Source organism: Enterobacter sp. EC_64 (assembly GCF_019584165.1).
GTDB classification, from domain to species: domain Bacteria; phylum Pseudomonadota; class Gammaproteobacteria; order Enterobacterales; family Enterobacteriaceae; genus Enterobacter; species Enterobacter roggenkampii.
The window spans coordinates 278,107-301,833 of sequence record NZ_VDAS01000001.1 but is presented as its reverse complement, the minus strand read 5'-3'; the positions used below and the strand labels follow the sequence as shown (position 1 = coordinate 301,833).

The 23,727-nt window shown below is 53.9% G+C and carries 32 protein-coding genes, 1 tRNA gene and 1 pseudogene; 27 read left to right on the top strand and 7 right to left on the bottom strand.

Annotated features, from left to right (window positions below):
- Window positions 1–2 precede the first annotated feature (2 nt).
- From FHC52_RS01465 to FHC52_RS01420, 11 genes are all read left to right on the top strand, one after another.
- The gene (locus tag FHC52_RS01465) at window positions 3–1,064 is read left to right on the top strand and encodes a phage major capsid protein, P2 family (RefSeq protein ID WP_013098795.1); all 1,062 of its coding nucleotides are present in this window, start codon (window positions 3–5) and stop codon (window positions 1,062–1,064) included.
- A gap of 3 nt (window positions 1,065–1,067) precedes the next feature.
- Window positions 1,068–1,718 carry a phage terminase small subunit gene (gene gpM / locus FHC52_RS01460; protein WP_024552863.1) on the top strand — a complete coding sequence of 217 codons (651 nt, stop codon included), beginning with the start codon at window positions 1,068–1,070 and terminating at the stop codon, window positions 1,716–1,718.
- A 93-nt stretch (window positions 1,719–1,811) separates the two neighbouring features.
- Window positions 1,812–2,276 (top strand): head completion/stabilization protein, encoded by a 465-nt coding sequence (locus tag FHC52_RS01455; protein WP_058654550.1) that lies wholly within the window; start codon window positions 1,812–1,814, stop codon window positions 2,274–2,276.
- Window positions 2,276–2,479, top strand: a complete 204-nt coding sequence (locus tag FHC52_RS01450) for a tail protein X (RefSeq protein WP_000868184.1) — start codon at window positions 2,276–2,278, stop codon at window positions 2,477–2,479. Before FHC52_RS01455 ends, FHC52_RS01450 begins: the two co-directional genes overlap by 1 nt.
- Before the next feature lie 3 nt (window positions 2,480–2,482).
- Window positions 2,483–2,698: an HP1 family phage holin gene (locus FHC52_RS01445; protein WP_000171565.1), complete on the top strand. Its 216-nt coding sequence runs from the start codon at window positions 2,483–2,485 to the stop codon at window positions 2,696–2,698.
- The gene (locus tag FHC52_RS01440; RefSeq protein ID WP_001528581.1) at window positions 2,679–3,188 is read left to right on the top strand and encodes a lysozyme; all 510 of its coding nucleotides are present in this window, start codon (window positions 2,679–2,681) and stop codon (window positions 3,186–3,188) included. Before FHC52_RS01445 ends, FHC52_RS01440 begins: the two co-directional genes overlap by 20 nt.
- Before the next feature lie 4 nt (window positions 3,189–3,192).
- The gene (locus tag FHC52_RS01435) at window positions 3,193–3,570 is read left to right on the top strand and encodes a DNZ54_00345 family protein (protein ID WP_023223449.1); all 378 of its coding nucleotides are present in this window, start codon (window positions 3,193–3,195) and stop codon (window positions 3,568–3,570) included.
- Entirely contained in the window at window positions 3,567–3,995 is a 429-nt protein-coding gene (gene lysB, locus FHC52_RS22735) for an Rz-like lysis system protein LysB (protein WP_187298286.1), read from the top strand. The genes FHC52_RS01435 and lysB overlap by 4 nt, the downstream gene beginning before the upstream one ends.
- Entirely contained in the window at window positions 3,880–4,128 is a 249-nt protein-coding gene (lysC, locus tag FHC52_RS01430; RefSeq protein ID WP_233165517.1) for an Rz1-like lysis system protein LysC, read from the top strand. The genes lysB and lysC overlap by 116 nt, the downstream gene beginning before the upstream one ends.
- Window positions 4,091–4,522, top strand: a complete 432-nt coding sequence (locus tag FHC52_RS01425; protein WP_058654553.1) for a phage tail protein — start codon at window positions 4,091–4,093, stop codon at window positions 4,520–4,522. Before lysC ends, FHC52_RS01425 begins: the two co-directional genes overlap by 38 nt.
- Window positions 4,515–4,961, top strand: coding sequence for a phage virion morphogenesis protein (locus FHC52_RS01420; RefSeq protein WP_048213299.1), 447 nt, complete (start codon window positions 4,515–4,517; stop codon window positions 4,959–4,961). Before FHC52_RS01425 ends, FHC52_RS01420 begins: the two co-directional genes overlap by 8 nt.
- 11 nt (window positions 4,962–4,972) lie before the next feature.
- Here the strand turns inward: FHC52_RS01420 and FHC52_RS01415 are convergent, their stop codons facing one another.
- A complete protein-coding gene (locus FHC52_RS01415; protein WP_048213298.1) occupies window positions 4,973–5,503 on the bottom strand; it encodes a hypothetical protein in 531 nt (176 codons plus the stop codon).
- A 95-nt stretch (window positions 5,504–5,598) separates the two neighbouring features.
- On the opposite strand from FHC52_RS01415, the gene FHC52_RS01410 reads away from it, so the two are divergent.
- The 6 genes and pseudogenes from FHC52_RS01410 to FHC52_RS01385 all read left to right on the top strand — a co-directional run bounded on the left by FHC52_RS01410 (window position 5,599) and on the right by FHC52_RS01385 (window position 9,555).
- The gene (locus FHC52_RS01410) at window positions 5,599–6,177 is read left to right on the top strand and encodes a phage baseplate assembly protein V (protein ID WP_058654558.1); all 579 of its coding nucleotides are present in this window, start codon (window positions 5,599–5,601) and stop codon (window positions 6,175–6,177) included.
- On the top strand, window positions 6,174–6,533 hold the full coding sequence (locus tag FHC52_RS01405; RefSeq protein WP_058654554.1) for a GPW/gp25 family protein: 360 nt from the start codon (window positions 6,174–6,176) through the stop codon (window positions 6,531–6,533). Before FHC52_RS01410 ends, FHC52_RS01405 begins: the two co-directional genes overlap by 4 nt.
- Complete coding sequence (locus tag FHC52_RS01400) at window positions 6,520–7,428, top strand: baseplate assembly protein (protein WP_058654555.1); 909 nt, start codon at window positions 6,520–6,522, stop codon at window positions 7,426–7,428. The genes FHC52_RS01405 and FHC52_RS01400 overlap by 14 nt, the downstream gene beginning before the upstream one ends.
- The gene (locus tag FHC52_RS01395) at window positions 7,421–8,026 is read left to right on the top strand and encodes a phage tail protein I (RefSeq protein WP_058654556.1); all 606 of its coding nucleotides are present in this window, start codon (window positions 7,421–7,423) and stop codon (window positions 8,024–8,026) included. Before FHC52_RS01400 ends, FHC52_RS01395 begins: the two co-directional genes overlap by 8 nt.
- Window positions 8,023–8,785 (top strand): annotated as a pseudogene (locus FHC52_RS01390) (phage tail protein); the annotation flags it as partial. The gene FHC52_RS01395 and the pseudogene FHC52_RS01390, both read left to right, overlap by 4 nt.
- A 359-nt stretch (window positions 8,786–9,144) precedes the next feature.
- Entirely contained in the window at window positions 9,145–9,555 is a 411-nt protein-coding gene (locus tag FHC52_RS01385; RefSeq protein WP_220419868.1) for a tail fiber assembly protein, read from the top strand.
- Here the strand turns inward: FHC52_RS01385 and FHC52_RS01380 are convergent.
- Entirely contained in the window at window positions 9,552–9,962 is a 411-nt protein-coding gene (locus tag FHC52_RS01380; RefSeq protein WP_220419867.1) for a hypothetical protein, read from the bottom strand. The genes FHC52_RS01385 and FHC52_RS01380 overlap by 4 nt on opposite strands.
- A gap of 706 nt (window positions 9,963–10,668) precedes the next feature.
- Here FHC52_RS01380 and FHC52_RS01375 point away from each other — a divergent pair.
- From FHC52_RS01375 to FHC52_RS01335, 9 genes are all read left to right on the top strand, one after another.
- Window positions 10,669–11,226, top strand: coding sequence for a recombinase family protein (locus FHC52_RS01375; protein WP_088728478.1), 558 nt, complete (start codon window positions 10,669–10,671; stop codon window positions 11,224–11,226).
- Between the two features lie 104 nt (window positions 11,227–11,330).
- Window positions 11,331–12,503 carry a phage tail sheath protein gene (locus FHC52_RS01370; protein WP_058654820.1) on the top strand — a complete coding sequence of 391 codons (1,173 nt, stop codon included), beginning with the start codon at window positions 11,331–11,333 and terminating at the stop codon, window positions 12,501–12,503.
- Window positions 12,504–12,512: 9 nt separating this feature from the next.
- Window positions 12,513–13,028 (top strand): phage major tail tube protein, encoded by a 516-nt coding sequence (locus FHC52_RS01365; protein ID WP_001207650.1) that lies wholly within the window; start codon window positions 12,513–12,515, stop codon window positions 13,026–13,028.
- Between the two features lie 54 nt (window positions 13,029–13,082).
- Window positions 13,083–13,385 (top strand): phage tail assembly protein, encoded by a 303-nt coding sequence (locus tag FHC52_RS01360; RefSeq protein ID WP_058654819.1) that lies wholly within the window; start codon window positions 13,083–13,085, stop codon window positions 13,383–13,385.
- A 14-nt stretch (window positions 13,386–13,399) separates the two neighbouring features.
- Window positions 13,400–13,519 carry a GpE family phage tail protein gene (locus tag FHC52_RS01355; protein WP_000763315.1) on the top strand — a complete coding sequence of 40 codons (120 nt, stop codon included), beginning with the start codon at window positions 13,400–13,402 and terminating at the stop codon, window positions 13,517–13,519.
- Window positions 13,512–16,289: a phage tail tape measure protein gene (locus FHC52_RS01350; RefSeq protein ID WP_220419866.1), complete on the top strand. Its 2,778-nt coding sequence runs from the start codon at window positions 13,512–13,514 to the stop codon at window positions 16,287–16,289. Before FHC52_RS01355 ends, FHC52_RS01350 begins: the two co-directional genes overlap by 8 nt.
- The gene (locus FHC52_RS01345) at window positions 16,286–16,771 is read left to right on the top strand and encodes a phage tail protein (RefSeq protein WP_013098780.1); all 486 of its coding nucleotides are present in this window, start codon (window positions 16,286–16,288) and stop codon (window positions 16,769–16,771) included. Before FHC52_RS01350 ends, FHC52_RS01345 begins: the two co-directional genes overlap by 4 nt.
- Window positions 16,768–17,868 carry a phage late control D family protein gene (locus tag FHC52_RS01340; protein ID WP_220419865.1) on the top strand — a complete coding sequence of 367 codons (1,101 nt, stop codon included), beginning with the start codon at window positions 16,768–16,770 and terminating at the stop codon, window positions 17,866–17,868. The genes FHC52_RS01345 and FHC52_RS01340 overlap by 4 nt, the downstream gene beginning before the upstream one ends.
- 50 nt (window positions 17,869–17,918) lie before the next feature.
- Window positions 17,919–18,137, top strand: coding sequence for an ogr/Delta-like zinc finger family protein (locus FHC52_RS01335; protein WP_053216766.1), 219 nt, complete (start codon window positions 17,919–17,921; stop codon window positions 18,135–18,137).
- A 15-nt stretch (window positions 18,138–18,152) separates the two neighbouring features.
- On the opposite strand, the gene FHC52_RS01330 is transcribed toward FHC52_RS01335, so the two are convergent.
- Complete coding sequence (locus FHC52_RS01330) at window positions 18,153–18,527, bottom strand: hypothetical protein (protein ID WP_045415195.1); 375 nt, start codon at window positions 18,525–18,527, stop codon at window positions 18,153–18,155.
- Window positions 18,528–18,653: 126 nt separating this feature from the next.
- Window positions 18,654–18,729, bottom strand: a tRNA-Ile gene (locus FHC52_RS01325).
- A 124-nt stretch (window positions 18,730–18,853) separates the two neighbouring features.
- Between FHC52_RS01325 and mug the strand changes: the two genes are divergently transcribed.
- Window positions 18,854–19,360, top strand: a complete 507-nt coding sequence (gene mug / locus FHC52_RS01320) for a G/U mismatch-specific DNA glycosylase (protein WP_008503183.1) — start codon at window positions 18,854–18,856, stop codon at window positions 19,358–19,360.
- A gap of 97 nt (window positions 19,361–19,457) precedes the next feature.
- Here the strand turns inward: mug and rpoD are convergent, their stop codons facing one another.
- From rpoD to rpsU, 3 genes are all read right to left on the bottom strand, one after another.
- The gene (gene rpoD, locus FHC52_RS01315; RefSeq protein WP_008503184.1) at window positions 19,458–21,305 is read right to left on the bottom strand and encodes an RNA polymerase sigma factor RpoD; all 1,848 of its coding nucleotides are present in this window, start codon (window positions 21,303–21,305) and stop codon (window positions 19,458–19,460) included.
- Between the two features lie 154 nt (window positions 21,306–21,459).
- Window positions 21,460–23,205, bottom strand: coding sequence for a DNA primase (gene dnaG, locus FHC52_RS01310; protein WP_023294585.1), 1,746 nt, complete (start codon window positions 23,203–23,205; stop codon window positions 21,460–21,462).
- A gap of 114 nt (window positions 23,206–23,319) precedes the next feature.
- Window positions 23,320–23,535 carry a 30S ribosomal protein S21 gene (rpsU, locus tag FHC52_RS01305; protein WP_001144069.1) on the bottom strand — a complete coding sequence of 72 codons (216 nt, stop codon included), beginning with the start codon at window positions 23,533–23,535 and terminating at the stop codon, window positions 23,320–23,322.
- Between the last annotated feature and the right edge of the window lie 192 nt (window positions 23,536–23,727).

The following is a 23,727-nucleotide window of genomic DNA, read 5'->3' as shown; positions in this document are numbered from 1 at the left end:
CGATGAAAAAGAAAACCCGCTTTGCCTTTAACGCTTACCTGCAGCAGCTGGCGCGCCTGAACGGTGTGGAGATTGAAGAACTCTCCAGTAAGTTCACCGTAGAGCCGTCCGTGCAGCAGACGCTGGAAGACCAGATCCAGCAGTCCGCCGCTTTCCTGACGCTGATTAACATCACACCGGTCACTGAGCAGTCCGGGCAGTTGCTGGGGCTGGGCGTTGGCAGCACCATTGCCGGAACCACCGATACCACCACCAAAGAGCGCGAGCCTACCGATCCGACGCTGATGGAAGACGTGGAATACAAATGCGAGCAGACCAACTTTGATACGGTGCTGACCTACGCAAAACTGGACCTGTGGGCGAAATTCCAGGACTTCCAGGTGCGTATCCGCAACGCCATCGTCAAGCGTCAGGCGCTGGACCGCATCATGATCGGCTTTAACGGCGTGAAGCGTGCCAAAACCTCCAACCGTGCTGAGAACCCGCTGCTGCAGGACGTCAATAAAGGCTGGCTGCAGAAAATCCGCGAAGACGCGCCGGATCACGTCATGGGCAGCACCACGAAAGACGGTGCAACGACTGCAGGCGCGGTCAAGGTGGGCAAGGGCGGCGACTATGCCAACCTGGACGCCGTGGTGATGGATGCCGTCAACGAGCTGATCGACGCGGTTTATCAGGATGATGACGATCTGGTTGTCGTCTGCGGACGTGAACTGCTGTCTGACAAGTATTTCCCGCTGGTCAACAAAGAGCAGGACAACAGCGAGAAAATCGCCGCCGATCTGATCATCAGCCAGAAACGTATGGGCGGCCTGCAGGCTGTGCGCGCGCCTTATTTCCCGGCAAATGCCCTGCTGATCACCCGTCTGGATAACCTGTCCATCTACTGGCAGGAAGATACCCGACGCCGTTCTGTTATCGACAACCCGAAACGTGACCGGATTGAAAACTTTGAATCCGTCAACGAGGCGTATGTGGTCGAGGACTACCGCTGTGCGGCGCTGGTTGAAAACATTGAAATCGGTGATTTCAGCGCGCCTGCCGCACCGGAAGGTGGGGAATAACACATGAGCCTGAGTCCCGCACGGCAGCACCGCCTGCGCATTCAGGCCGAACAGGCCGCCCGTGAGGGCGGCAGTGTTCGCCATGCGTCGGGCTATGACCTGATGCTGCTGCAGCTGGCAGAAGACCGCCGCCGCCTCAAGGGCGTCCAGTCCACGGTGAAAAAGGCGGAAATCAAGGTGGAGCTGCTGCCGAAATATTCCGCCTGGGCGGAGGGCGTGCTGGCTGCCGGAGGTGCGCAGCAGGATGACGTGCTGATGTACGTGATGCTGTGGCGTATCGACGCCGGTGATTATGCCGGTGCGCTGGAAATCGGGCGTCATGCGCTGCGCCATGGCTGGGTGATGCCGCTGGGCAACCGTAACGTGCAGACCGTGCTGGCAGAAGAAATGGCAGACGCGGCGCAAAGCGCTCTGCTAGCCGCAGCCGGTTTTGATGCCGATCTGCTTTTGCAGACGCTGGACCTGACAACCGATCTGGATATGCCGGACCAGTCGCGGGCGCGTCTGCATAAAGCCATCGGCGCTGTACTGAGCGAAAGCAACCCGGCATCTGCCCTGAATCACCTTACCCATGCGCTGCAGCTCGATCCCCGCTGTGGCGTGAAAAAAGAAAAGCAGCAGCTGGAGCGCAGACTGCGCAATGACAGCCGCTAAAGAACGTGCCCCGCGCACGGGCGGCACGGGGTGGCGAAAGGCACTGCCACATCAAAACCCCGTCCACCGCCCACTTATTCAGGAGAAAGCCGCATGAAGTTTGTTGCGCCAGAACAGGCACCGGAACAGGCGGAGGTCATCAAAAATACGCCGTTCTGGCCTGATGTGGACCTGTCGGAATTTCGCAGTGTGATGCGCACTGATGGCACGGTGACGCAGCCGCGTTTAAAGCAGGTCGTGCTGACGGCGATCTCTGAGGTTAACGCTGAGCTGTACGACTTCCGCAAGCGTCAGCAGATGCTGGGCTGGCAGACACTTGCTGAGGTTCCTGCAGAAATGCTGGACGGCAAAAGCGAGCGTATCCAGCACTACCACAACGCTGTTTTTTGCTGGGCGCGCGCCGTGCTCAATGAGCGTTATCAGGACTATGACGCCACGGCGTCAGGCGTGAAGCGAGGGGAGGAGCTGGCGGAGGCCAGCGGCGATCTGTGGCGTGATGCCCGTTGGGCTATCAGCCGGGTGCAGGATGCACCGCACTGTACGGTGGAGCTTATCTGATGAAAGTGCGTGCGCATCAGTATGACACGGTGGACGCGCTTTGCTGGCGTCATTACGGGCGCACGCAGGGTGTCACTGAGCAGGTTCTGCAGGCAAATCCGGGGCTGGCTGAGTACGGCCCATTTTTACCGCACGGGCTGCAGGTGGAGCTGCCGGACATTACGGCGTCAACCACGGCGCAGACCGTCCAGCTATGGGACTGAATTATGACGCTTGAACGAATCAGCGCCTTTATCACTTACTGCATCGCCGTGCTGCTGGCATGGCTGGGCGATCTGTCGCTCAAGGATGCGTCAACGGTTGGCGGCGTACTGATTGGTGTGCTGATGCTGGCTATCAACTGGTACTACAAACACCAGTCTTTCAAATTGTTACGTGGCGGCAAAATTTCGCGGGGGGAATATGAATCCTTCAATCGTTAAGCGCTGCCTTGTCGGGGCGGTGCTGGCTATCGCCGCCACGCTGCCCGGTTTCCAGTCGCTTCATACCTCCGTTGAGGGGCTGAAACTGATCGCCGATTACGAGGGATGCCGCCTGCAGCCTTATCAGTGCAGCGCGGGCGTGTGGACCGACGGGATCGGCAATACGTCCGGTGTGGTGCCGGGCAAAACTATCACGGAACGGCAGGCGGCGCAGGGACTTATCACCAATGTGCTGCGCGTGGAGCGGGCGCTGGAAAAATGTGTGGTGCAGCCGATGCCGCAAAAGGTCTATGACGCGGTGGTGTCGTTTGCTTTCAACGTGGGCACCGGCAACGCCTGCAGCTCCACGCTGGTTAAGTTGCTGAACCAGCGGCGCTGGGCGGATGCCTGCCATCAGCTGCCGCGCTGGGTGTATGTCAAAGGTGTGTTTAATCAGGGGCTGGACAACCGCCGCGCGCGGGAAATGGCCTGGTGCTTAAAAGGAGCATAACGGAATGAAAAAGAAAGTCATGAGTGTTTTTTTCCAGCTGGCATGGGCTGCGCTGTTGGTTATCAGCCTGCTGTATCCGCGCAGCGGTGCGCCGGTTCTGGTTGGTGCGTCTGTCTGGGTGTCATGCTTCCTCGCCTGGCTGCTTGCTGCGCTGTGCGCTGTCGGGTGGTTCGCCGGAGATCGGGCACGCGATGAGGTCAGGGCGGCATTGCTGAAATTCAGGGCACACCCTGTAAAACCCGTGCGTACATGGATAATCAGGCTGCTTATTGTTCTGTGCCTGGCGTTTTCGGGATGGGTGATCACCCTGGTGTTTTACCTGCTGACGCTGGTTCTGTATCAGATTGCCCGCGCGCAGCTTCATGAGCCGATGGCGGCCTGATGCGTGCGCTGGCGGTAGTGCTGGCGCTGGCACTTGCGGCGCTGGGCTGGCAGTCGTGGCGGCTTAACAATGCCAGCAACACCATCGAGACGCAGGGCGCGGCGCTGAAAAGCAAAACGCAGGAGCTGACGAAGAAAAACAGCCAGCTGATTGGCCTGTCCATTCTGACCGAAACCAACAGCCGGGCGCAGACGCGACTTTATGCAACAGCGGAGCAGACCACCGCATTGCTGCGAAGCCGCCAGCGCCGGATCGAGGAACTGAAACGTGAAAACGAGGATTTGCGCCGCTGGGCTGACACTCCTTTGCCTGCTGACATTATCCGGCTGCGGGAGCGTCCGGCCCTCGCCGGAGGTGCAGCTTACCGTGAGTGGCTGTCCCAGAGTGACGCAGTGCCGTCTGGAAAGGTCAGCGCCGCGCAGTAACGGCGATCTGAACGCGGTGCTGGATGAAACCGAGGCCGCCTGGGCGGTCTGTGCTGACAAAGTGGACACGATTATTGCGTGTCAGGAGCGAGACAGTGAACAAACCGCAGTCCTTACGCAGCGCGCTGAATAAAGCGGTGCCTTATGTCCGCGACAACCCGGACAAGCTGCACCTTTTCGTTGATAACGGCTCACTGGTGGCAACCGGTGCCAGCTCCATGTCATGGGAATACCGCTACACCCTGAACGTGGTGATCGAGGATTTCAGTGGTGACCAGAATCTGCTGATGGCTCCCGTGTTGCTATGGCTCAGCGAAAATCAGCCGGACGCCATCAACAACCCGGAGCTGCGCGAAAAACTGTTCACCTTTGAAGTGGATATTCTGCGCAATGATGTGTGCGATATCAGCCTGAATCTGCAACTGACGGAGCGTGTACTGGTCAGCACTGATGGCAGCGTGTCAAGCGTTGAAGCGGTGCCGGAGCCGGACGAATCCGAAGAAATGTGGACGGTGAAACGTGGATGAACTGCAGAGGGTGGATGACTGGCTAACGGCATTGCTGGCAAATCTGGAGCCTGCAGCACGCAGCCGTATGATGCGGCAACTGGCGCAACAGCTACGCCGGACGCAGCAGCAGAACATCAGGATGCAGCGTAATCCTGACGGCAGCGGCTATGAGCCGCGCCGGGTGACAGCCCGTAACAAGAAGGGACGCATCAAACGCCAGATGTTTGCAAAGCTTCGCACCACAAAATATCTGAAAACTGCAGCCAGTGCCGACTCTGCCAGCGTGCAGTTTGAGGGCAAGGTGCAGCGCATTGCCCGTGTTCACCACTACGGTCTGCGTGATCGCGCCAGCCGTAAGGGGATGCTAATTAAGTATTCATCTCGAAGATTACTAGGTTTAAATGACCATATTAAAAGTGACATAAGGGATTTACTTTTGAGTTATTTGTTAATGTAAAGTTAGGACGGTTACGCACTTAATAATCTTAAATAGAGCTTTACGCTTTGACAAAAAAGAAAAAGGTTGATTTTTATTTTCCAGTTCTTTTTGTTTTGAATTCCTGAAACAATAATAGAACCGTCCCAATACTTTACTCCATTTTTGGAGGTTTTTTTTGTTAGTTCGAAATTTAGTGCGTGAATAACTTTATTGCAACACTCGCGTATGGAGCCTTTAACATGGCCATCAATAACAAAAAATATATTTTTATATTCTTCGAATGCTTCTATCTCGGGTGAGTAATCTGGGTCCCATTCATGTTTACTAGAGTCTTGAAGAATTCGTAATTTAGTACAAAGGTTAATGAGATTATTGCTAATACTATACTCCAACCAACCGTTGTACGATAACTCCTCTATTTCAAATTCAGTTACCATGACGCCATCATATTCCTTCTGGGTAGACTGTATACGCTGTAAATAAACCTCTGATGAGCAGCATAATTGTTCAATTATCCTTGCATGCTCTTCTATGGCGTAATAATCAATAGGATGGCTCATGCTTTTTCCCTTCTCCGATTAGAATTGTATTTGTGTTATCCACCACACAAGGAGGTATTGATGCCATAGATTCAATGTACGTGCAACCTAACTCCATGAATGCACAACTCACAGAAATCATGCGCCTTATCACCAATCTGATCCGCACCGGCATCGTGACCGAAGTGGATCGGAAGAAATGGCTGTGTCGGGTGAAAGTGGGCGAGCTTGAAACCAACTGGATTAACTGGCTGACGCTGCGCGCCGGTGGTGCCCGTACATGGTGGTGCCCGTCCCCGGATGAGCAGGTGGTGGTGCTGAGCATGGGCGGCAATCTGGAAACCGCTTTTGTGCTGCCCGCCATCTATTCGAATCAGTTTCCGTCGCCGTCGGATTCCGTGGACGGCTGCGTGACGGAGTACCCGGACGGGGGATGGTTTGAGTATGAACCCGCTACCGGACGATGGCATGTCAGGGGCATCAAATCCATGGTGATCGAGGCATCAGACAGCGTCACCTACAAAACCAGTGAGTTTGTGGTGGAGGCTGACACCACGCGCATTAACAGCGAGGTGGTGATCAATGGCGGCGTCACCCAGGGCGGCGGCGCAATGAGTTCTAACGGGATCGTAGTTGATGACCATGAGCATAGTGGTGTTCTGAAAGGCGGCGACAACACGGGAGGTCCGGTATGACGTTATATATCGGTATGAGCAGGAATGACGGGCAGGCCATTGCAGATACAGACCATCTGCGCCAGTCGGTGCGGGATATTCTGCTGACGCCGCAGGGCAGCCGTCTTGCTCGCCGGGAATATGGCTCCATGTTGTCTGCCCTGATTGACCAGCCGCAGAACCCTGCACTGCGTCTGCAGATTATGTCTGCAGTCTATGTGGCGCTGAACCGCTGGGAGCCGCGCCTTACGCTGGACTCCATCACCATCAACGGCAATTTTGACGGCTCTATGGTGGTTGAACTTACCGGACACAGCAATAACGGCGCGCCGGTTTCCCTTTCCGTATCAACAGGAGCAGACAATGGCAGTCATTGACCTTTCCCGGCTACCGCCGCCGCAGATTGTGGACGTGCCGGACTTTGAGGCATTGCTGGCAAAACGCAAGGCCGCCTTTGTGGCCCTCCATCCGGCTGATGAACAGGAAGTCGTTATGCGCACGTTAGCGCTGGAGTCAGAACCTGTCACCAAACTGCTGCAGGAAAATACTTACCGCGAAATCCTGCTGCGTCAGCGAATTAATGAGGCTGCGCAGGCGGTCATGGTGGCCTATTCCATGGGAAATGACCTTGAACAACTGGCAGGTAACTGCAACGTGAAGCGCCTGACGGTAGTCCCTGCAGATAATGACGCGGTGCCGCCGGTCGCCGCAGTAATGGAAAGTGATGAAGCATTACGCCAGCGCATTCCTGCAGCATTTGAGGGGCTGTCCGTTGCAGGGCCGACGGGAGCCTATGAGTTCCACGCCAGAAGCGCCGACGGGCGCGTGGCTGATGCCAGCGCAACCAGTCCGGCACCGGCAGAGGTGGTACTTACCGTGCTGAGTCGTGAGGGTGACGGTACGGCAGGGGCTGACCTGCTGGCGGTGGTTGAGCTGGCGCTTAACAGTGAAAAGGTTCGCCCGGTGGCAGACCGTCTGACGGTGCGCAGCGCTGAAATTATTCCGTACAGCGTGGATGCGACGATCTTCCTTTATCCGGGGCCGGAGGCTGAGCCGGTGATGGCAGAAGCAAAAGCCAGCCTGCAGAGATACATCGCCAGTCAGACGCGGCTGGGACGTGATATCCGCCGCAGCGCCATTTATGCCGCGTTGCACGTAGAGGGCGTCCAGCGTGTGGAGCTGGCGTCCCCGCTGGATGATGTGGTGCTGGATAAGACGCAGGCAGCGTCCTGCACAGAGTGGAGCGTCACCAACGGGGGTACGGATGAGTAGTCTGTTGCCGCCGGGTTCGTCGCCGCTTGAACGCCGACTGGCGCAGACCTGCAGCGGGATTTCCGATCTGCAGGTTTCGCTGCGTGATTTATGGAATCCGGCAACCTGCCCGATCAGGTTCCTGCCTTATCTGGCCTGGGCGTTTTCTGTTGACCGCTGGGATGAAAGCTGGACAGAAAGCGTCAAGCGCCGCGTTGTGCAGGATGCTTTTTATATCCATCAGCACAAGGGGACAACCAGCGCCGTGCGGCGTGTGGTTGAGCCGTTTGGCTTCCTGATCCGCATCATTGAGTGGTGGCAGACCGGCGAAACGCCGGGGACGTTCCGTCTGGATATTGGCGTGCAGGAGCAGGGCATAACAGAAGAAACCTATCTGGAGCTGGAGCGCCTGATCGGTGACGCCAAACCGTGCAGCCGTCATCTGGTTGGCATGTCCATCAATTTGCAGACAGGTGGTCCGTATTTTTTGGGTGCAGCCACCTACATCGGTGAAGAAATCACGATCTATCCGTACATCAACGAAACCATTATTTCCGGCGGCACCGCTTATGAGGGCGGAGCGGTCCATGTTATTGACACGATGAGAGTGAACCCATGAGCGCAAAATTTTACACCCTGCTGACGGATATCGGCGCGGCGAAACTGGCTAGCGCCGCCGCGCTCGGTATCCCGCTTAAAATTACCCAGATGGCGGTGGGTGACGGTGGTGGAGCACTGCCCACTCCCAGCGCACAACAGACTGCGTTAGTGGCTGAAAAGCGCCGCGCAGCGCTGAATATGCTGTATATCGACCCGCAGAACAGCAGCCAGATTATTGCTGAGCAGGTGATCCCGGAAAATGAGGGCGGGTGGTGGATTCGTGAAGTCGGACTATTTGATGAAACCGGTGCGCTGATTGCTGTGGGAAACTGCCCGGAGAGCTATAAGCCGCAGTTGGCGGAGGGCAGCGGACGCACGCAGACCGTACGCATGGTGCTGATTACCAGCAGCACCGATAACATCACCCTGAAAATTGACCCTGCTGTGGTTCTGGCAACCCGCAAATATGTGGATGACAAGGTGCTGGAGCTTAAGGTGTATGTGGATGACCTGATGGCAAAACATCTTGCTGCTGCAGATCCACATACGCAATATGCGCCAAAAGCCAGTCCGACATTCACTGGTACGCCAAAAGCACCGACGGCAGCGGCAGGCAATAATTCCACGCAACTTGCTAACACGGCTTTTGTGCAGGCGGCAATTGCCGCACTGGTGGCATCTTCTCCAGCTGCACTCGATACGCTTAACGAACTGGCGGCGGCGTTGGGAAACGATCCTAATTTTGCCACCACCATGACAAATGCGCTTGCCGGAAAGATGGACAAGGCAGCCAATGGAAAAGACATTGCTGATGTTTCGGAGTTTCTCAAAAACCTTGGTTTAGCAAGTTTTCCGCAATATCAGACTTTGGGGGCCGGGCAGCATATTATTCAACACGGCTCCGGTGCTGCAAACAGTTCAGGAATAGCCGATATCGTATTCCCTAAAGCGTACACAACTACAGATAATCTTAATGTTATAGCAACCGCGACGGCGATCACTCCATCAAACTATATCGTTACAGTCGGGACTCCAACGTTAACTGGTGTGCGTATTTATACAACTGGTGCGAACGCAGGAAGCATACCGACACCAATGGCAATCGGATTTAACTGGTTCGCAACCGGGAGATAATTGATGAAAGTTTTTTACAGTGCCAGCCAGAACGGTTTTTATGATGATAACCAGACTCTTCCTGCAGATGCGGTCGAAATTGCTGAGTCGCTCCGAACTGAGTTAATTACCGCCCAGAACGCAGGCGGCGTAATCAGGCCGGGAAGTGATGGAATGCCGGTGATCATCCCGTCCGCAGATTACGTCCCGGAATTAACTGAAGAAGAGCAGCGGTGGTTTGCTGAATCCAAAAAACAGTCACTGTTGTCAGAGGCAACCAATCGAATTGGACCTCTACAGTACGCGGTCGATGCAGGCAAAGCGACGGAAGAAGAAGCCGCCGCTTTGATTGCATGGCAGGATTACAGGCTGAATTTGATGCGAGTCAATACGTCAAAAGCGCCCGATATCAAATGGCCTGAACTGTCCGTTTAATTAGCTGGTAATGGCGGTAGTACACTGCTACCGTCACCCACTTTGATGTATGCACGCAACTGCTTGCGATAATCCGTCCATGCCATCAGAGCGGCATTCACTTCCGATTCGGTAGTTCCTGCATAATCAGCGTCTTCTATCTGTTCATTCAGTGCAGTGATTTTTTCCGTAGCGACGTTGTACTCAGTCTGTGCCAGTGCCATATTTTTCTGTGCCAGTTCTTCTTCTGATAATTCTGGTGGTGGCGGAGCCGTGAACTTTCCATCTGTGTAGAACCAGCCAATATCGGCAGCACCTGCGCTAATCCTGATCGCCTCGATATCGTCGCCAAAATCTAAATCAATTCCATCCCACACGATGACATTAACAACAGTTCTGTTCTCTACAACAGCATATAAGTCAGCCATTACGCATACTCCCAGATGATTGCAATTCCGCTTCTTCCGGATGACCCAGGGACTGAGTTTGCCACTGTCGCACCACCGTTACCGCCAGCACCATATCCACCTGGTCCGGATAAAATTGACGAACCGCCGATACCGGGTCCGACGGATGCACCGGCAATTGTTGGTGACGCGGAAACCCCGCCTAGTCCCGAACCACCGGAACAATTCAGGTCACCGCCTGTGCCTGTTCCTCCCTGATTCCCTGCGCCCACTATTGTTGACATGTTATTTCCTGTGCCCACCGCGCTATTGCCCAGAGCGCCACCGGATGCTGAAAAAATAGAACCGAATGACGTTATCCCTCCAGATGAGCCATTCGTCCCACCGGCTGATGCACCGTTACCTCCTGCGCCGATAGTCACTACCACTGACGAAATGGATGATAAACCCACCCATTTTGCTGCGTATCCTCCAGCACCGCCCCCGCCGCCAGCAGCATTAAAATTCTGTGACGCTGTTGCCCCGCCACCACCACCACCACCACCTACAATTTGCACCCACGCAAATTTGGCACCTGACGTTGGAGTATAGGTTCCCGATGACGTGATAATCATGGGACGACCAATCAACCGGCCTACAACGCCGTTATTTACCAAACCAACGTTTTTGAAAATGCATAATTATCAGTCAAATGGCATGATTTCTCATTTTAACGGAATGAAAAACCATGCTTATTGGATATGTACGCGTATCAACAAATGACCAGAACACGGCTTTGCAACGTGATGCGCTGGAGCGGTCAGGATGTGAGCTTATTTTTGAAGATAAAATGAGCGGTAAAACAGCAGAAAGACCGGGGCTTAAAAAATTACTAAAGCGCCTTTATCCTGGAGACACGCTTGTTGTCTGGAAACTGGATCGACTTGGGCGGAGTATGCGTAACCTGGTCATTCTGGTGGAGGAACTAAAACAACGTTCCGTGAACTTCCGCAGCCTGACTGACAGTATTGATACTTCAACACCAATGGGGCGTTTTTTCTTCCACATTATGGGCGCGCTGGCGGAAATGGAAAGGGAGCTAATCGTGGAGCGTACTCGCGCCGGGCTGGCGGCAGCAAGGGCGCAAGGTCGTATTGGTGGCAGGCGTCCAAAGCTAACCCCGGAGCAATGGGCGCAGGCTGGGCGTTTGCTGGAAGGTGGCGAAACACGTCAGCGTGTAGCGTTGATCTTCGATGTGGGTTTATCAACGTTGTACAAAAAATTCCCTGCCAGTCGGCAAGCTTAACAATGGTTTCATTGTGCCATGAATGACACATTGCCGACTGCGTGCACGGGAGGCATATCAACCAGAACATAGGCAGACACCCTGTAAACCGGAGAGACTGCCTTATGGCTCAGGACTACCACCACGGCGTGCGCGTTGTTGAAATCAACGAGGGCACCCGATCCATTACCACGGTGAGCACCGCCATTGTGGGCATGGTATGCACCGGCGATGATGCTGATGCGTCCATGTTTCCCCTCAATAAGCCGGTTCTGCTGACCGATGTGTTGACCGCCAGCGGTAAAGCGGGCGAGTCCGGCACGCTGGCCCGTTCGCTGGATGCGATTGCAGACCAGGCTAAACCCGTGACCGTCGTTGTACGTGTGGCGCAGGGCGAAACCGAAGCGGAAACCACCTCCAACATTATCGGCGGCGTGACCGCTGACGGTAAAAAGACGGGCATGAAAGCGCTGCTTTCGGCGCAGTCGCAGCTCGGCGTCAAGCCGCGCATTCTCGGCGTGCCGGGACACGACACGCAGGCGGTTGCCACTGAGCTGCTGAGCGTGGCGCAGAGCCTGCGCGGGTTTGCTTATCTGTCCGCCTATGGCTGCAAAACGGTGGAAGAAGCGATTGCCTACCGTGACAATTTCAGCCAGCGCGAGGGGATGCTGATCTGGCCTGACTTCATCAACTTTGACACAGTGCTGAATGCAGATGCGACGGCTTACGCCTCCGCCCGTGCGCTCGGCCTGCGTGCCAAAATTGACGAGCAGACCGGCTGGCACAAAACCCTGTCCAACGTGGGCGTGAATGGTGTCACCGGCATTTCCGCTGATGTGTTCTGGGATCTGCAGGACCCGGCAACCGATGCGGGACTGTTGAACCAGAACGACGTCACCACGCTTATCCGCAAAGACGGCTTCCGCTTCTGGGGTTCCCGCTGCCTCAGTGACGATCCGCTGTTTGCCTTTGAGAACTACACCCGCACGGCGCAGGTGCTGGCTGACACCATCGCAGAAGCGCACATGTGGGCGGTGGATGGCGTGCTTAACCCATCGCTGGCCCGTGACATTATCGAAGGTATCCGCGCCAAGCTGCGCAGCCTGAAAGCGCAGGGTTACATCATCGGCGCAGACTGCTGGCTGGATGAGTCGGTGAACGATAAAGACTCCCTGAAAGCCGGGAAGCTCACTATCGACTACGACTACACGCCGGTGCCGCCGCTTGAAAACCTGATGCTGCGCCAGCGCATCACCGATCAGTACCTGCTGGATTTCTCCAGCCAGGTCAGCGCGTAAGGGGACACCATGGCTTTACCACGTAAGTTAAAACACCTGAACCTGTTCAACGACGGGAACAACTGGCAGGGGATCGTTGAGTCTCTGACCCTGCCGAAATTCACCCGCAAGTTTGAGAAGTATCGCGGCGGCGGTATGCCGGGCGCGGTGGACGTGGATATGGGGCTGGATGACGGCGCACTGGACACGGAATTTTCAATCGGTGGCACCGAACTGCTGTTATTCAAGCAGATGGGCAAGGCCACCGTTGACGGCATCCAGCTGCGTTTCACCGGCTCCATTCAGCGTGACGATACCGGCGAAGTGCAGGCCGTTGAGCTGGTTGTGCGCGGGCGCCATAAAGAAGTGGATTCCGGCGAGTGGAAAACCGGCGAGAGCAGCAGCACCAAAGTCAGCAGCACCAACAGCTACGCGAAGCTGACCATTAACGGTGAGGTGCTCTATGAGGTCGATCTGGTCAACATGGTTGAAATCGTTGACGGCGTGGACCTGATGGAAGAACACCGTAACGCCCTCGGCCTCTGATTAACCTTAACGGCGCGGGAAGCCGCGCCAGTATTTCATTAACAGGAAACGAACATGAGCGACAAGCTGACTGAAAAAACCGTAAAACTGGATACCACCATCATGCGCGGTAAAACTGAAATTACCGAAATTGTGCTGCGTAAGCCGCAGTCCGGCGCACTGCGTGGCACCCGTCTGCAGGCCATTATGGATATGGACGTGGGCGCGATGATGACTGTGATCCCGCGAATCTCCTCCCCGACGCTGACTGCGCAGGAAATGGCAGAGCTGGACCCCGCCGATCTGACAGCAATGGCTGTAGAGGTGGTTACTTTTTTGTTGCCGAAGTCGGTGCTTGCCGATTTGCCGACAACCTGACGGTTGATGATCTGGTGGCAGATATTGCCACCATCTTTCACTGGTCGCCGTCCATCACTGACGTTATGCCGCTGACTGATGTGCTGGAGTGGCGGCATAAGGCAATTCAGAGAAGCGGGGCCAGCGATGAGTGATAATAACCTGCGACTGCAGGTAGTTCTGGGGGCGGTGGATAAGTTAACCCGCCCATTTAAAAATGCACAGGCTGGCTCTAAGGAGCTGGCATCAGCTATTCGACAAACCCGCGATCAGATTAAAAAGCTGAGTGATGCTGGAGGTCAGCTTAAATCTTTCGATCAGCTAACTCAAAGTGTTAGCCGTACTGGTGCCGAACTGGATCAGGCGAGGCTACGCGCTCAAATGATGACGCGCGAAATGTCTTCTTTGGAATCCCCGACAAAAAAACAAACGCAGGCGCTTGAAGCTCAGTGGCGTGCTGTTTCACGTCTTGAACAAAAACAGCAACAGGAAACTCGCCAGATGGCGGCAGCCAGGGCTGAGCTTTATCGGCTGGGGTTATCTGCTGGGGGCGGAGCGCGTGAGACGGCACGGATTGCACAAGAAACTGAGCGGTATAACCGACAGTTGGCTGAGCAGGAGCGCAGGCTGCGTGAAGTTGGCGAGCGTCAGCGAAAGCTCAACGCCATCAAAGCCAAGGCTGAAAAGACCCGCGAGTTAAGGAATTCTCTGGCAGGTAATGGTGCAGGGGCGATGGCGGCTGGGGTAACTACTGGCATGACGTTGCTGGCTCCAGTAAAAGCCTATTCAGAATCAGAAAATGCAGCGAATCAGCTCGCCGGTTCAATGATGGGGCCGGGCGGAAAGGTAGCGCCTGAATTTGAAAAAATTAACCGGCTTGCAGTTGCTTTGGGCGATAAGCTGCCGGGAACAACAGCCGACTTTCAGAACATGATGACTATGCTACGCCGTCAGGGTATGTCGGCGCAGGTCATCCTGGGCGGCTTGGGAGAGTCAGCAGCTTATCTTGGCGTGCAGTTACAGATGGCTCCCACTGCAGCAGCTGAGTTTGCGGCTAAGTTACAAGATGCTACCCAGACCTCCGAAAAAGACATGATGAATCTGATGGACGTGATCCAGAAAGGATTCTACGCAGGGGTAGATTCAGGAAATATGCTGCAGGGGTTCTCAAAAATCAGCAGTGCGATGGATATTATTCATAAAAAGGGATTGGACGCGGCTAAGACATTTGCTCCTCTATTAGTTATGGCTGATCAGGCTGGTATGGCTGGAGAGTCAGCTGGTAATGCCTACCGAAAAGTATTTCAGTCCGTCATGAATACGGAAAAAGTGAAGGATGCTAATGATGAACTAAAAGGCACCGGAGTTAAGTTCGATTTTACGGATGGCAAGGGGGAGTTTGGCGGGCTGGAGAAAATGTACACGCAGTTAGCTCAACTCCAAAAGCTTAATACTGAGAAAAGGTTAGCTACTCTAAAAGGTATTTTTGGGGATGATGCGGAAACGCTGCAGGTGCTAAATATTATGATTACCAAAGGCATCTCAGGCTATCGTGAAACGGCTTCAAAGTTACAAAATCAGGCTTCTCTACGCGAGCGTGTTGATGCCTCCTTGAATACTCTTGGTAATAAATGGGAAGCCGCTACAGGTTCCTTTACCAATGCTATGGCTAGTATCGGTGAAACAGTTGCCCCAACATTAAAGAAGCTGGCTGACTGGTTGGGTGAACTGGCTTCGCGTCTGGATGGTTTTGTTAAACGACACCCACAATTGACCTCTGCGCTGTTTAAGCTGGCAGCTGGCTTTGCCATTGTTGCAACCGCCGCTGGGGTTGTTTCACTAGCGCTGGCGTCCGTGTTAGGGCCGATGGCAGTAGTGCGAATGAGCGCAGGGGTGATGGGGCTAAAATTTTCATCTGCATTTGGTCTTATTGGGAAAGCAATCAGTTCTGTTGGCAAGTCAGTTATATGGCTGGGCCGATTGATGTTTGCAAATCCTATACTGGCTGTCATTGGGCTGATCGCCGCTGGTGCAATTTATATCTGGCAGAACTGGGACACGCTTGGGCCAAAATTCAAGGCAATGTGGGATGCCGTATGTAATGCCACAAGTACGGCATGGGATTGGATTAAAGAGAAGGCCAGTGCCGCATGGGAGGGGATTAAGTCACTGTTCTTTAATTATACCTTGCCGGGATTAATAGCTAAAAATTGGGATGCAATAAAATCTGGCGTTTCTGACGCGTGGGCCAATATCAGACAATCTATTAGTGAAAAATGGAATTCGATCCTGGCTGATGTTGCCGCGCTTCCTGCGAAGTTTCAGGACATGGGCAGCGCCATTATTGACAGCATTCTCGATGGAGTTAATGCCAAATGGGAGACACTCAAAAGCAAGCTTTCCTCAGTCACCGATTATCTGCCTGACTGGATGACCGGAAATAATAAAACACAAGGTAAAGCACAGGTGCAGGTGGTTGGTGGAGCAGCAGCAGCTGCCGTTCCGTTTGCCGGGATGTATGACAGTGGTGGGATTATTCCGCGCGGTCAGTTTGGTATTGTTGGGGAGAACGGCCCTGAAATTGTGAACGGCCCCGCAAATGTGACCAGCAGGCGGCGCACTGCTGCGCTGGCTTCCGTCGTTGCAGGTGTCATGGGCGTAGCGGCAGCGCCTGCAGAGGCAGCTCCACTACATCCTTACAGCCTGCCTACTGTGGCATATAAACAAAGCCAGCCTGCGAAATCTGCCAGTGCGCCGCCAGTGATGCACTTTGAAACTCACGCACCGATCACTATCTATGCTCAGCCAGGGCAGAGTGCGCAAGATATTGCCCGTGAAGTTGCCCGACAGCTTGACGAACGCGAGCGCAAGACCAGGGCTAAAGCACGCAGCAATTTCAGTGATCAAGGGGGATATGAATCATGATGATGGTACTGGGGTTATATGTCTTCATGCTGCGTACAGTGCCATATCAGGAGCTGCAGTATCAGCGAAGCTGGCGACACGCCGCCAACAGTCGGGTGAACCGGCGACCATCAACGCAGTTTCTTGGCCCGGATAATGACTCGCTGACGTTATCTGGCGTACTGCTGCCGGAAGTCACCGGGGGCAGGCTGTCATTGCTCGCGCTGGAGCAAATGGCAGAGCTGGGCAAAGCATGGCCTCTGATTGAGGGAAGCGGGACCATTTACGGCATGTTTGTGATCGAGAGCCTGAGTCAGACAAAAACAGAGTTTTTTGAAAGCGGAATGCCTCGCCGTATTGAGTTTACGCTGACCCTGAAAAGGGTTGATGAGTCGCTGTCTGATATGTTCGGCAGTCTCAGCGATCAGCTCAGTAACCTGCAGGACTCTGCAACGTCTGCGATAGGTAATATTAAAAATACGGTTGGAGGGTTGCTGCAGTGAATTTTAGCTCTGATCTTTTTGACCTGAACAGCAGAAGCCCGGCTTTCAGTATCACTATTGAAGGTAAGGACGTGACCACCGCGCTGGATGCGCGCCTGATGAGTCTGACGCTGACCGATAACCGGGGTTTTGAGGCTGACCAGCTTGATCTGGAGCTGGACGACGCCGACGGGCAGATCGTTCTGCCGCGACGTGGTGCCGTTATTCAGCTGGCGCTGGGGTGGAAGGGCCAGCCGCTTTTCCCAAAAGGGGCATTTACGGTGGATGAGATTGAGCACAGCGGTGCTCCTGATCGTCTGACTATCCGTGCCCGTAGCGCTGATTTCCGTGAAACCCTCAACACCCGGCGCGAAAAGTCATGGCACCAGACAACCGTTGGCGATGTGGTAAAGGAAATCGCAGCACGGCATAACCTCAAAATGGCGTTGGGTAAAGACCTGACGGACAAGGCACTGGATCACATGGACCAGACCAATGAAAGCGATGCCAGTTTCCTGATGAAGCTGGCGCGCCAGTATGGGGCGATTGCTTCCGTTAAGGATGGAAACCTGCTGTTTATCAGGCAGGGGCAGGGAAGAACGGCGAGCGGAAAGCTGTTGCCGGTTATCACCATTGAACGTAAAGCCGGTGACGGTCATCGTTTTACCCTGGCTGATCGTGGTGCTTATACCGGTGTAATTGCCAGCTGGCTGCATACCCGCGAACCCAAGAAAAAAGAAACAACTAAGGTTAAGCGCCGCCGGAAGAAAACCACCGCGCCCAAAGAGCCGGAAGCAAAACAGGGTGATTATCTGGTGGGAACGGATGAAAACGTTCTGGTTCTTAATCGTACTTACGCAAACCGCAGCAATGCTGAGCGTGCGGCAAAAATGCAATGGGAGCGCCTGCAACGTGGTGTTGCGTCTTTCTCCCTGCAGCTCGCAGAGGGGCGGGCAGATCTCTACACCGAAATGCCAGTAAAGGTGAGCGGCTTTAAGCAGCCTATCGACGATGCAGAATGGACCATTACAACGTTGACGCATACGGTCAGCCCGGATAATGGTTTTACTACCAGTCTGGATCTTGAGGTTAAAATTGATGATTTAGAACTCGAATAGTAGTAAATTCACTAAAGTGAATTTAAAAAGCGTCAAATGAGGTTCTGATTATGATGAATTGCCCTAAATGTGGACACGCAGCGCATACAAGAAGCAGCTTTAGGGTATCGGACCAGACAAAAGAGCGTTATTGCCAGTGCCAAAATATTAACTGTGGTGCTACTTTTGTTACTCATGAAACTGTTGTGAGATACATTACTACTCCCAATCTAATTGATCATGCCCCACCACACCCATCAACGGGAGGGCAGGGCCATATGAACTTTTAAAACCACTGATTAGGTTTACATTTTTTCGATTAAGCTGGTTCTGTATTCTTCTGCTTGCTTGAAGTCCATGGAACCAGTTTTTTTACACTCAATCCCACCGCCATTTATTTTGTAACCCTGATCGGACGTGACATTCCATAGAGTGATTTTTTTTATTGTCTCTGGATTCCACTTGTTCATAAAGTAGTCATCACATATAGCGCTGAACATGGATTTTGCAGCGTCTATCATTAGTGCTTGCTTGTTGTATCTGACGGTCAGCTCACCATCTTCCAGTACATGAGTCCTGATATCATAACCAGCTATCAGATTGTCGATAGAGTTGGGTATTTTGTCCGCGAATGCGCTCTGAGAAGTGATTAGTAACAGAGCTAATAAAGGTTTTTTCATGAGAGATCGCCCTTTAAAAGTAAAAGTATGTGAAAAACCACCGCCATTTCATCGCCACTAAAAAATTAACCAACAAAAAAGCCACTCGCTAGAGTGGCTTAATTATATGTTTTTAAAGCTAAAATTTGGTGGCCCCTGCTGGACTTGAACCAGCGACCAAGCGATTATGAGTCGCCTGCTCTAACCACTGAGCTAAGGGGCCGTGGCGGTGAATTATAAAGTAACTCCCCGCAGCAATCCAGCCATTCACACCTGCCTGCTGTTTTTATAAACAACGCATTATCAATCCTTTATACTTCCATAACGATGTATCAGCGGGAGTAAAGATGATCAACGACATTCTGGCCCCTGGCCTGCGGGTGGTGTTCTGCGGAATCAACCCGGGCAAGTCCTCGGCGCACACCGGTTTTCACTTTGCCCATCCGGGCAATCGCTTCTGGAAGGTGATCTACCAGGCCGGGTTTACCGACAGGTTACTCAAGCCCGAAGAGGAGCAGCATCTGCTGGACACGCGCTGCGGAATTACCATGCTGGTCGAGCGGCCGACGGTGCAGGCAAGCGAGGTCAACCTGCATGAACTGCGCAGCGGCGGGCGGGAGCTGGTGAAGAAGATTGAAGACTACCAGCCGGCCGCACTGGCGATCCTCGGCAAGCAGGCCTACGAGCAGGCATTCAGCCAGCGCGGGGCTAAGTGGGGTAAGCAGAGCATCATGATTGGCGTTACGCAGGTGTGGGTGTTGCCGAACCCGAGCGGGCTCAACAGGGCGACGCTGGACAAGCTGGTAGAGGCGTATCGGGAGCTGGATGAGGCGCTGATGGTACGGGGGCTTTAGGGCTTCTACGGCCTGATGCCCTCACCCTGACCCTTTCCCACAGGTCGAGGCAATAAAAAAAGCTCCCCGAGGGGAGCTTTTTCACTGTCAGAACAGATTAGTCGTCCAGGAAGCTACGCAGCACTTCAGAGCGGCTTGGGTGACGCAGCTTACGCAGCGCCTTCGCTTCGATCTGACGGATACGTTCGCGGGTAACGTCGAACTGTTTACCCACTTCTTCCAGCGTGTGGTCGGTGTTCATATCGATACCGAAACGCATACGCAGCACTTTCGCTTCACGGGCGGTCAGGCCAGCCAGAACGTCGTGCGTTGCGGCACGCAGGCTTTCGGTGGTGGCAGAGTCCAGCGGCAGCTCGAGGGTGGTATCCTCGATGAAATCACCCAGATGCGAATCTTCATCATCACCAATTGGTGTTTCCATGGAGATTGGTTCTTTGGCGATCTTCAGCACTTTACGGATCTTGTCTTCCGGCATCAGCATGCGCTCGGCCAGCTCTTCCGGCGTCGGCTCGCGACCCATCTCCTGCAGCATCTGGCGGGAAATACGGTTGAGCTTGTTGATCGTCTCAATCATATGCACCGGAATACGGATGGTGCGCGCCTGATCCGCGATAGAGCGGGTGATAGCCTGACGGATCCACCAGGTTGCGTAGGTGGAGAACTTGTAACCACGACGGTATTCAAACTTGTCTACCGCTTTCATCAGACCGATGTTGCCTTCCTGAATCAGATCCAGGAACTGCAGACCGCGGTTGGTGTATTTCTTGGCGATAGAGATAACCAGACGCAGGTTCGCTTCAACCATCTCTTTCTTCGCACGGCGGGCTTTCGCTTCACCGATGGACATGCGACGGTTGATGTCTTTAACCTGCTCGATGGTCAGGCCAGTCTCTTCTTCAATCTGCTGCAGCTTCTGCAGGCCGCGATACACGTCTTCTTTCACGTCGTGCAGTTTTTCAGACCACGGCTTGTTCATCGCAATAGCCGCGTTGAACCAGGTTTCGCTGGTTTCGTTGCCGGTGAAGAGGGTGATGAAGTTCTTCTTCGGCATTTTGCACTGCTCAACGCACAGCTTCATGATGATGCGTTCCTGGGTACGTACGCGATCCATCATCACGCGCATGCTGTTCACCAGGTAGTCGAACTGTTTTGGCACCAGGCGGAACTGTTTGAACACTTCAGACAGTTTCAGGATCTCTTCCTGAGCGGCTGCGTGGCTGCGGCCTTTCGCTTTGATGGTGTCACGCGTCACTTCGTACTGAGTACGCAGCTCGGCAAACTTCTCGCGCGCCAGTTCTGGGTCGATGCTGTTGTCATCATCGGCGCTGTCGTCGTCGCTCTCTTCCTCATCTTCGTCTTCGTCATCATCCATCTCTTCCTGAGACAGTTCAGAACCGACGTGAGTGGCGGTAGGCGCCATATCTTCTTCAGCGTTCGGGTCGACAAAACCGGTGATCAGGTCAGACAGGCGCGCTTCTTCCGCTTCAACGCGATCGTACTGCTCCAGCAGATAGGTGATCGCTTCCGGGTACTCAGCAACAGAGCACTGAACCTGGTTGATCCCATCTTCGATGCGTTTTGCGATGTCAATTTCGCCTTCGCGGGTCAACAGTTCAACGGTACCCATTTCGCGCATGTACATGCGGACCGGGTCAGTGGTACGCCCGATTTCAGATTCCACGCTGGACAGTACCTGTGCAGCAGCTTCTTCCGCATCTTCGTCAGTGTTGTTGGAGGTTTCAGCCAGCAACAGATCATCGGCATCCGGTGCTTCTTCCATCACCTGAATGCCCATGTCATTGATCATTTGGATGATGTCTTCGATTTGATCTGAATCGACGATATCTTCCGGCAGATGGTCATTGACCTCGGCATAGGTCAGATAGCCTTGCTCCTTACCACGTTGGACAAGAAGTTTCAGCTGTGACTGCGGGTTTTGCTCCATAAGACGGTATCCACACTTAATTCGTTTGATTGGTGTCGGCGATGGGGCTGCCAACCTTTAAAGCGAGGGCGTACTTATATTTTTGCCGCTGCCTCTCAGTGCGGCTGCCGGGGGCTTCCCGATCGATATTCGGCACTTAAGCCGTTAAATTTATTTATTTCTTCGCCAGTTCCTGGTTAATCATCCAGAGCTCCCGGCGTTCTTCGCTGCTCAAACCGTGTGTGCGCTCGCGAGCTATCAACTCTTCCTGGCGCAACTCAAGCATCGAATCAAACATATGGTTGAGTGAGTCGGTAAACGTTTTTTCTGCAATGTCCTTATCTGCTATATCGTCCCACATCGACAATTTTTCAAGGGTAGCGGCCTCTTTTGTGCCGCGATAATGCTCTAAAAGTTGTCCGGTGGTCAGACCTGGCTGAGACAAACAGGTGTTGACCAGTTCTGAAAATAAGCCAAGCCCGGGCAATTTTTCGTGGTTCAAACCCGCCAGCGACGGCACCTGTGGCGCCAGCTCGGGGTTTTGTACCAGTAACCCTATCAGTATACGCATGGTTGTGCGTTTTAGCTGAGGCGCGGGGCGAACCGCACCGTTTTCAGCCTGTTTAGGCATTAAACGTTCAAGCTGGCTGTCATCCAGAATGCCGAGCTTGTTGCCTAGCTCCTGACGCAGGTAGATGCGCAGCGTTTCGCCGGGCACCTGACTGATTAACGGCAGCGCCAGCGTGCTGAGCTGCGCGCGCCCGTCAGGGGTACTCAAATCAACCTGCGGCATCAGGCTGTTAAACAAAAACGTGGAGAGCGGCTGTGCCTGCTCCATCCGCGCTTCAAACGCCGCTTTGCCCTCTTTACGCACCAGCGTATCCGGGTCTTCACCGTCGGGCAGGAACATAAAGCGCAACTGACGCCCGTCGGTCATATAGGGTAGCGCGGTTTCCAGCGCGCGCCAGGCGGCATCGCGTCCGGCGCGGTCTCCGTCGTAACAACAAATCACGTTGTTGGTCACGCGGAACAGCAGCTGGATGTGATCCGCCGTCGTGGACGTTCCTAACGACGCAACCGCGTAGTTAATGTCGTACTGCGCCAGCGCAACGACGTCCATATAGCCTTCGACGACCAGAAGACGCGGTGGTTCCGCGTTATCCTGCTGCGCCTCATAAAGGCCGTAAAGCTGGCGGCCCTTATGGAAAATATCGGTTTCCGGGGAGTTGAGGTACTTCGGCAGGGCATCACCCAGCACGCGACCACCAAAACCAATTACCCGGCCTCGCTTGTCGCGGATTGGGAACATTACCCGTTCGCGGAAGCGGTCGTAGCTTCGTCCCTGGTCGTTGGTGACCAGCATGCCTGCATCGATGAGAGACTTACGATCTTCGCTATTGCCGCCAAAACGCTTTAACACGTTGTCCCAGCCGGGCGGGGCGTAGCCAATAGCGAAACGCGCAATGACATCGTCGCTCAGTCCGCGCTTGTTCAGATACTGACGCGCAGGTTCAGCCGCAGAGTGCTTAAGAGACTGTTGGTAAAACGAATTCAGGCCATCCATCAGTTGATACAGCGTTTGCCGTTGATGGCGCTCGATCTGACTTGGCCCACTGCCAGCTTCATACGGCACTTCAAGGTTATGCATTGCCGCCAGCTCTTCGACGGTTTCAACGAACTCGAGCTTGTCGTAGTTCATTAAAAAATCGACGGCATTACCGTGAGCACCACAGCCGAAGCAATGGTAAAACTGCTTTTCACCGTTTACGGTGAAGGAGGGGGTTTTTTCGTTATGGAACGGACAGCACGCATGGTAATTCTTGCCCTGCTTCTTCAGCTTTACCCGCGCGTCGATGAGATCGACGATGTCGGTTCTGGCGAGCAGGTCATTGATGAAAACGCGTGGGATTCTTCCGGCCATATGCCCCAAAATTTAAGCGACTTATAAACGAAAACAAGCCGCGCATTCCTTCCGGAAGCACGGCCTTACGACTACTACTCTGTCTGTCAATTGAGGGCTGAGGCCCTCAACCAATTAGTACAGACGAGTACGGCGTGCGTTTTCGCGAGCCAGTTTCTTCGCGTGACGTTTCACAGCGGAAGCTTTAGCGCGCTTACGTTCGGTCGTTGGTTTTTCATAAAACTCACGACGACGAACTTCAGCCAGAACACCTGCTTTCTCGCATGAACGTTTGAAGCGACGCAGTGCTACGTCGAACGGCTCGTTTTCACGTACTTTAATTACCGGCATGTAACTCTCACCTTTAATAAATTCGGTTTGCCGCTGGCATCAACGCCAGCTTATTTCAAAATGGTGCGGAATTTTACTGCAAATGCTGCTGCTTTGTAAAGCACCGATGCGATTTTGAAAGGGACTTTAATAAGGGTGAGGAGTATACACGAGCCTTCTTCCTGGGGCGAACAAAGTTTTACATCAACCCGC

Bases quoted from the DNA above. Each gene is read 5' to 3' on its own strand.
- FHC52_RS01380 (WP_220419867.1), bottom strand. From the start codon at position 9,962: ATGGCTGACTTATATGCTGTTGTAGAGAACAGAACTGTTGTTAATGTC.
- FHC52_RS01345 (WP_013098780.1), top strand. From the start codon at position 16,286: ATGATGATGGTACTGGGGTTATATGTCTTCATGCTGCGTACAGTGCCA.
- FHC52_RS01330 (WP_045415195.1), bottom strand. From the start codon at position 18,527: ATGAAAAAACCTTTATTAGCTCTGTTACTAATCACTTCTCAGAGCGCA.
- FHC52_RS01455 (WP_058654550.1), top strand. From the start codon at position 1,812: ATGAAGTTTGTTGCGCCAGAACAGGCACCGGAACAGGCGGAGGTCATC.
- mug (WP_008503183.1), top strand. From the start codon at position 18,854: ATGATCAACGACATTCTGGCCCCTGGCCTGCGGGTGGTGTTCTGCGGA.
- FHC52_RS01370 (WP_058654820.1), top strand. From the start codon at position 11,331: ATGGCTCAGGACTACCACCACGGCGTGCGCGTTGTTGAAATCAACGAG.
- FHC52_RS01410 (WP_058654558.1), top strand. From the start codon at position 5,599: ATGAATGCACAACTCACAGAAATCATGCGCCTTATCACCAATCTGATC.
- FHC52_RS01465 (WP_013098795.1), top strand. From the start codon at position 3: ATGAAAAAGAAAACCCGCTTTGCCTTTAACGCTTACCTGCAGCAGCTG.
- rpsU (WP_001144069.1), bottom strand. From the start codon at position 23,535: ATGCCGGTAATTAAAGTACGTGAAAACGAGCCGTTCGACGTAGCACTG.
- FHC52_RS01395 (WP_058654556.1), top strand. From the start codon at position 7,421: ATGAGTAGTCTGTTGCCGCCGGGTTCGTCGCCGCTTGAACGCCGACTG.
- FHC52_RS01435 (WP_023223449.1), top strand. From the start codon at position 3,193: ATGAAAAAGAAAGTCATGAGTGTTTTTTTCCAGCTGGCATGGGCTGCG.
- FHC52_RS01450 (WP_000868184.1), top strand. From the start codon at position 2,276: ATGAAAGTGCGTGCGCATCAGTATGACACGGTGGACGCGCTTTGCTGG.
- dnaG (WP_023294585.1), bottom strand. From the start codon at position 23,205: ATGGCCGGAAGAATCCCACGCGTTTTCATCAATGACCTGCTCGCCAGA.
- FHC52_RS01350 (WP_220419866.1), top strand. From the start codon at position 13,512: ATGAGTGATAATAACCTGCGACTGCAGGTAGTTCTGGGGGCGGTGGAT.
- FHC52_RS01405 (WP_058654554.1), top strand. From the start codon at position 6,174: ATGACGTTATATATCGGTATGAGCAGGAATGACGGGCAGGCCATTGCA.
- FHC52_RS01440 (WP_001528581.1), top strand. From the start codon at position 2,679: ATGAATCCTTCAATCGTTAAGCGCTGCCTTGTCGGGGCGGTGCTGGCT.
- FHC52_RS01360 (WP_058654819.1), top strand. From the start codon at position 13,083: ATGAGCGACAAGCTGACTGAAAAAACCGTAAAACTGGATACCACCATC.
- FHC52_RS01335 (WP_053216766.1), top strand. From the start codon at position 17,919: ATGATGAATTGCCCTAAATGTGGACACGCAGCGCATACAAGAAGCAGC.
- rpoD (WP_008503184.1), bottom strand. From the start codon at position 21,305: ATGGAGCAAAACCCGCAGTCACAGCTGAAACTTCTTGTCCAACGTGGT.
- gpM (WP_024552863.1), top strand. From the start codon at position 1,068: ATGAGCCTGAGTCCCGCACGGCAGCACCGCCTGCGCATTCAGGCCGAA.
- FHC52_RS01445 (WP_000171565.1), top strand. From the start codon at position 2,483: ATGACGCTTGAACGAATCAGCGCCTTTATCACTTACTGCATCGCCGTG.
- FHC52_RS01385 (WP_220419868.1), top strand. From the start codon at position 9,145: ATGAAAGTTTTTTACAGTGCCAGCCAGAACGGTTTTTATGATGATAAC.
- FHC52_RS01365 (WP_001207650.1), top strand. From the start codon at position 12,513: ATGGCTTTACCACGTAAGTTAAAACACCTGAACCTGTTCAACGACGGG.
- FHC52_RS01415 (WP_048213298.1), bottom strand. From the start codon at position 5,503: ATGAGCCATCCTATTGATTATTACGCCATAGAAGAGCATGCAAGGATA.
- FHC52_RS01375 (WP_088728478.1), top strand. From the start codon at position 10,669: ATGCTTATTGGATATGTACGCGTATCAACAAATGACCAGAACACGGCT.
- FHC52_RS01400 (WP_058654555.1), top strand. From the start codon at position 6,520: ATGGCAGTCATTGACCTTTCCCGGCTACCGCCGCCGCAGATTGTGGAC.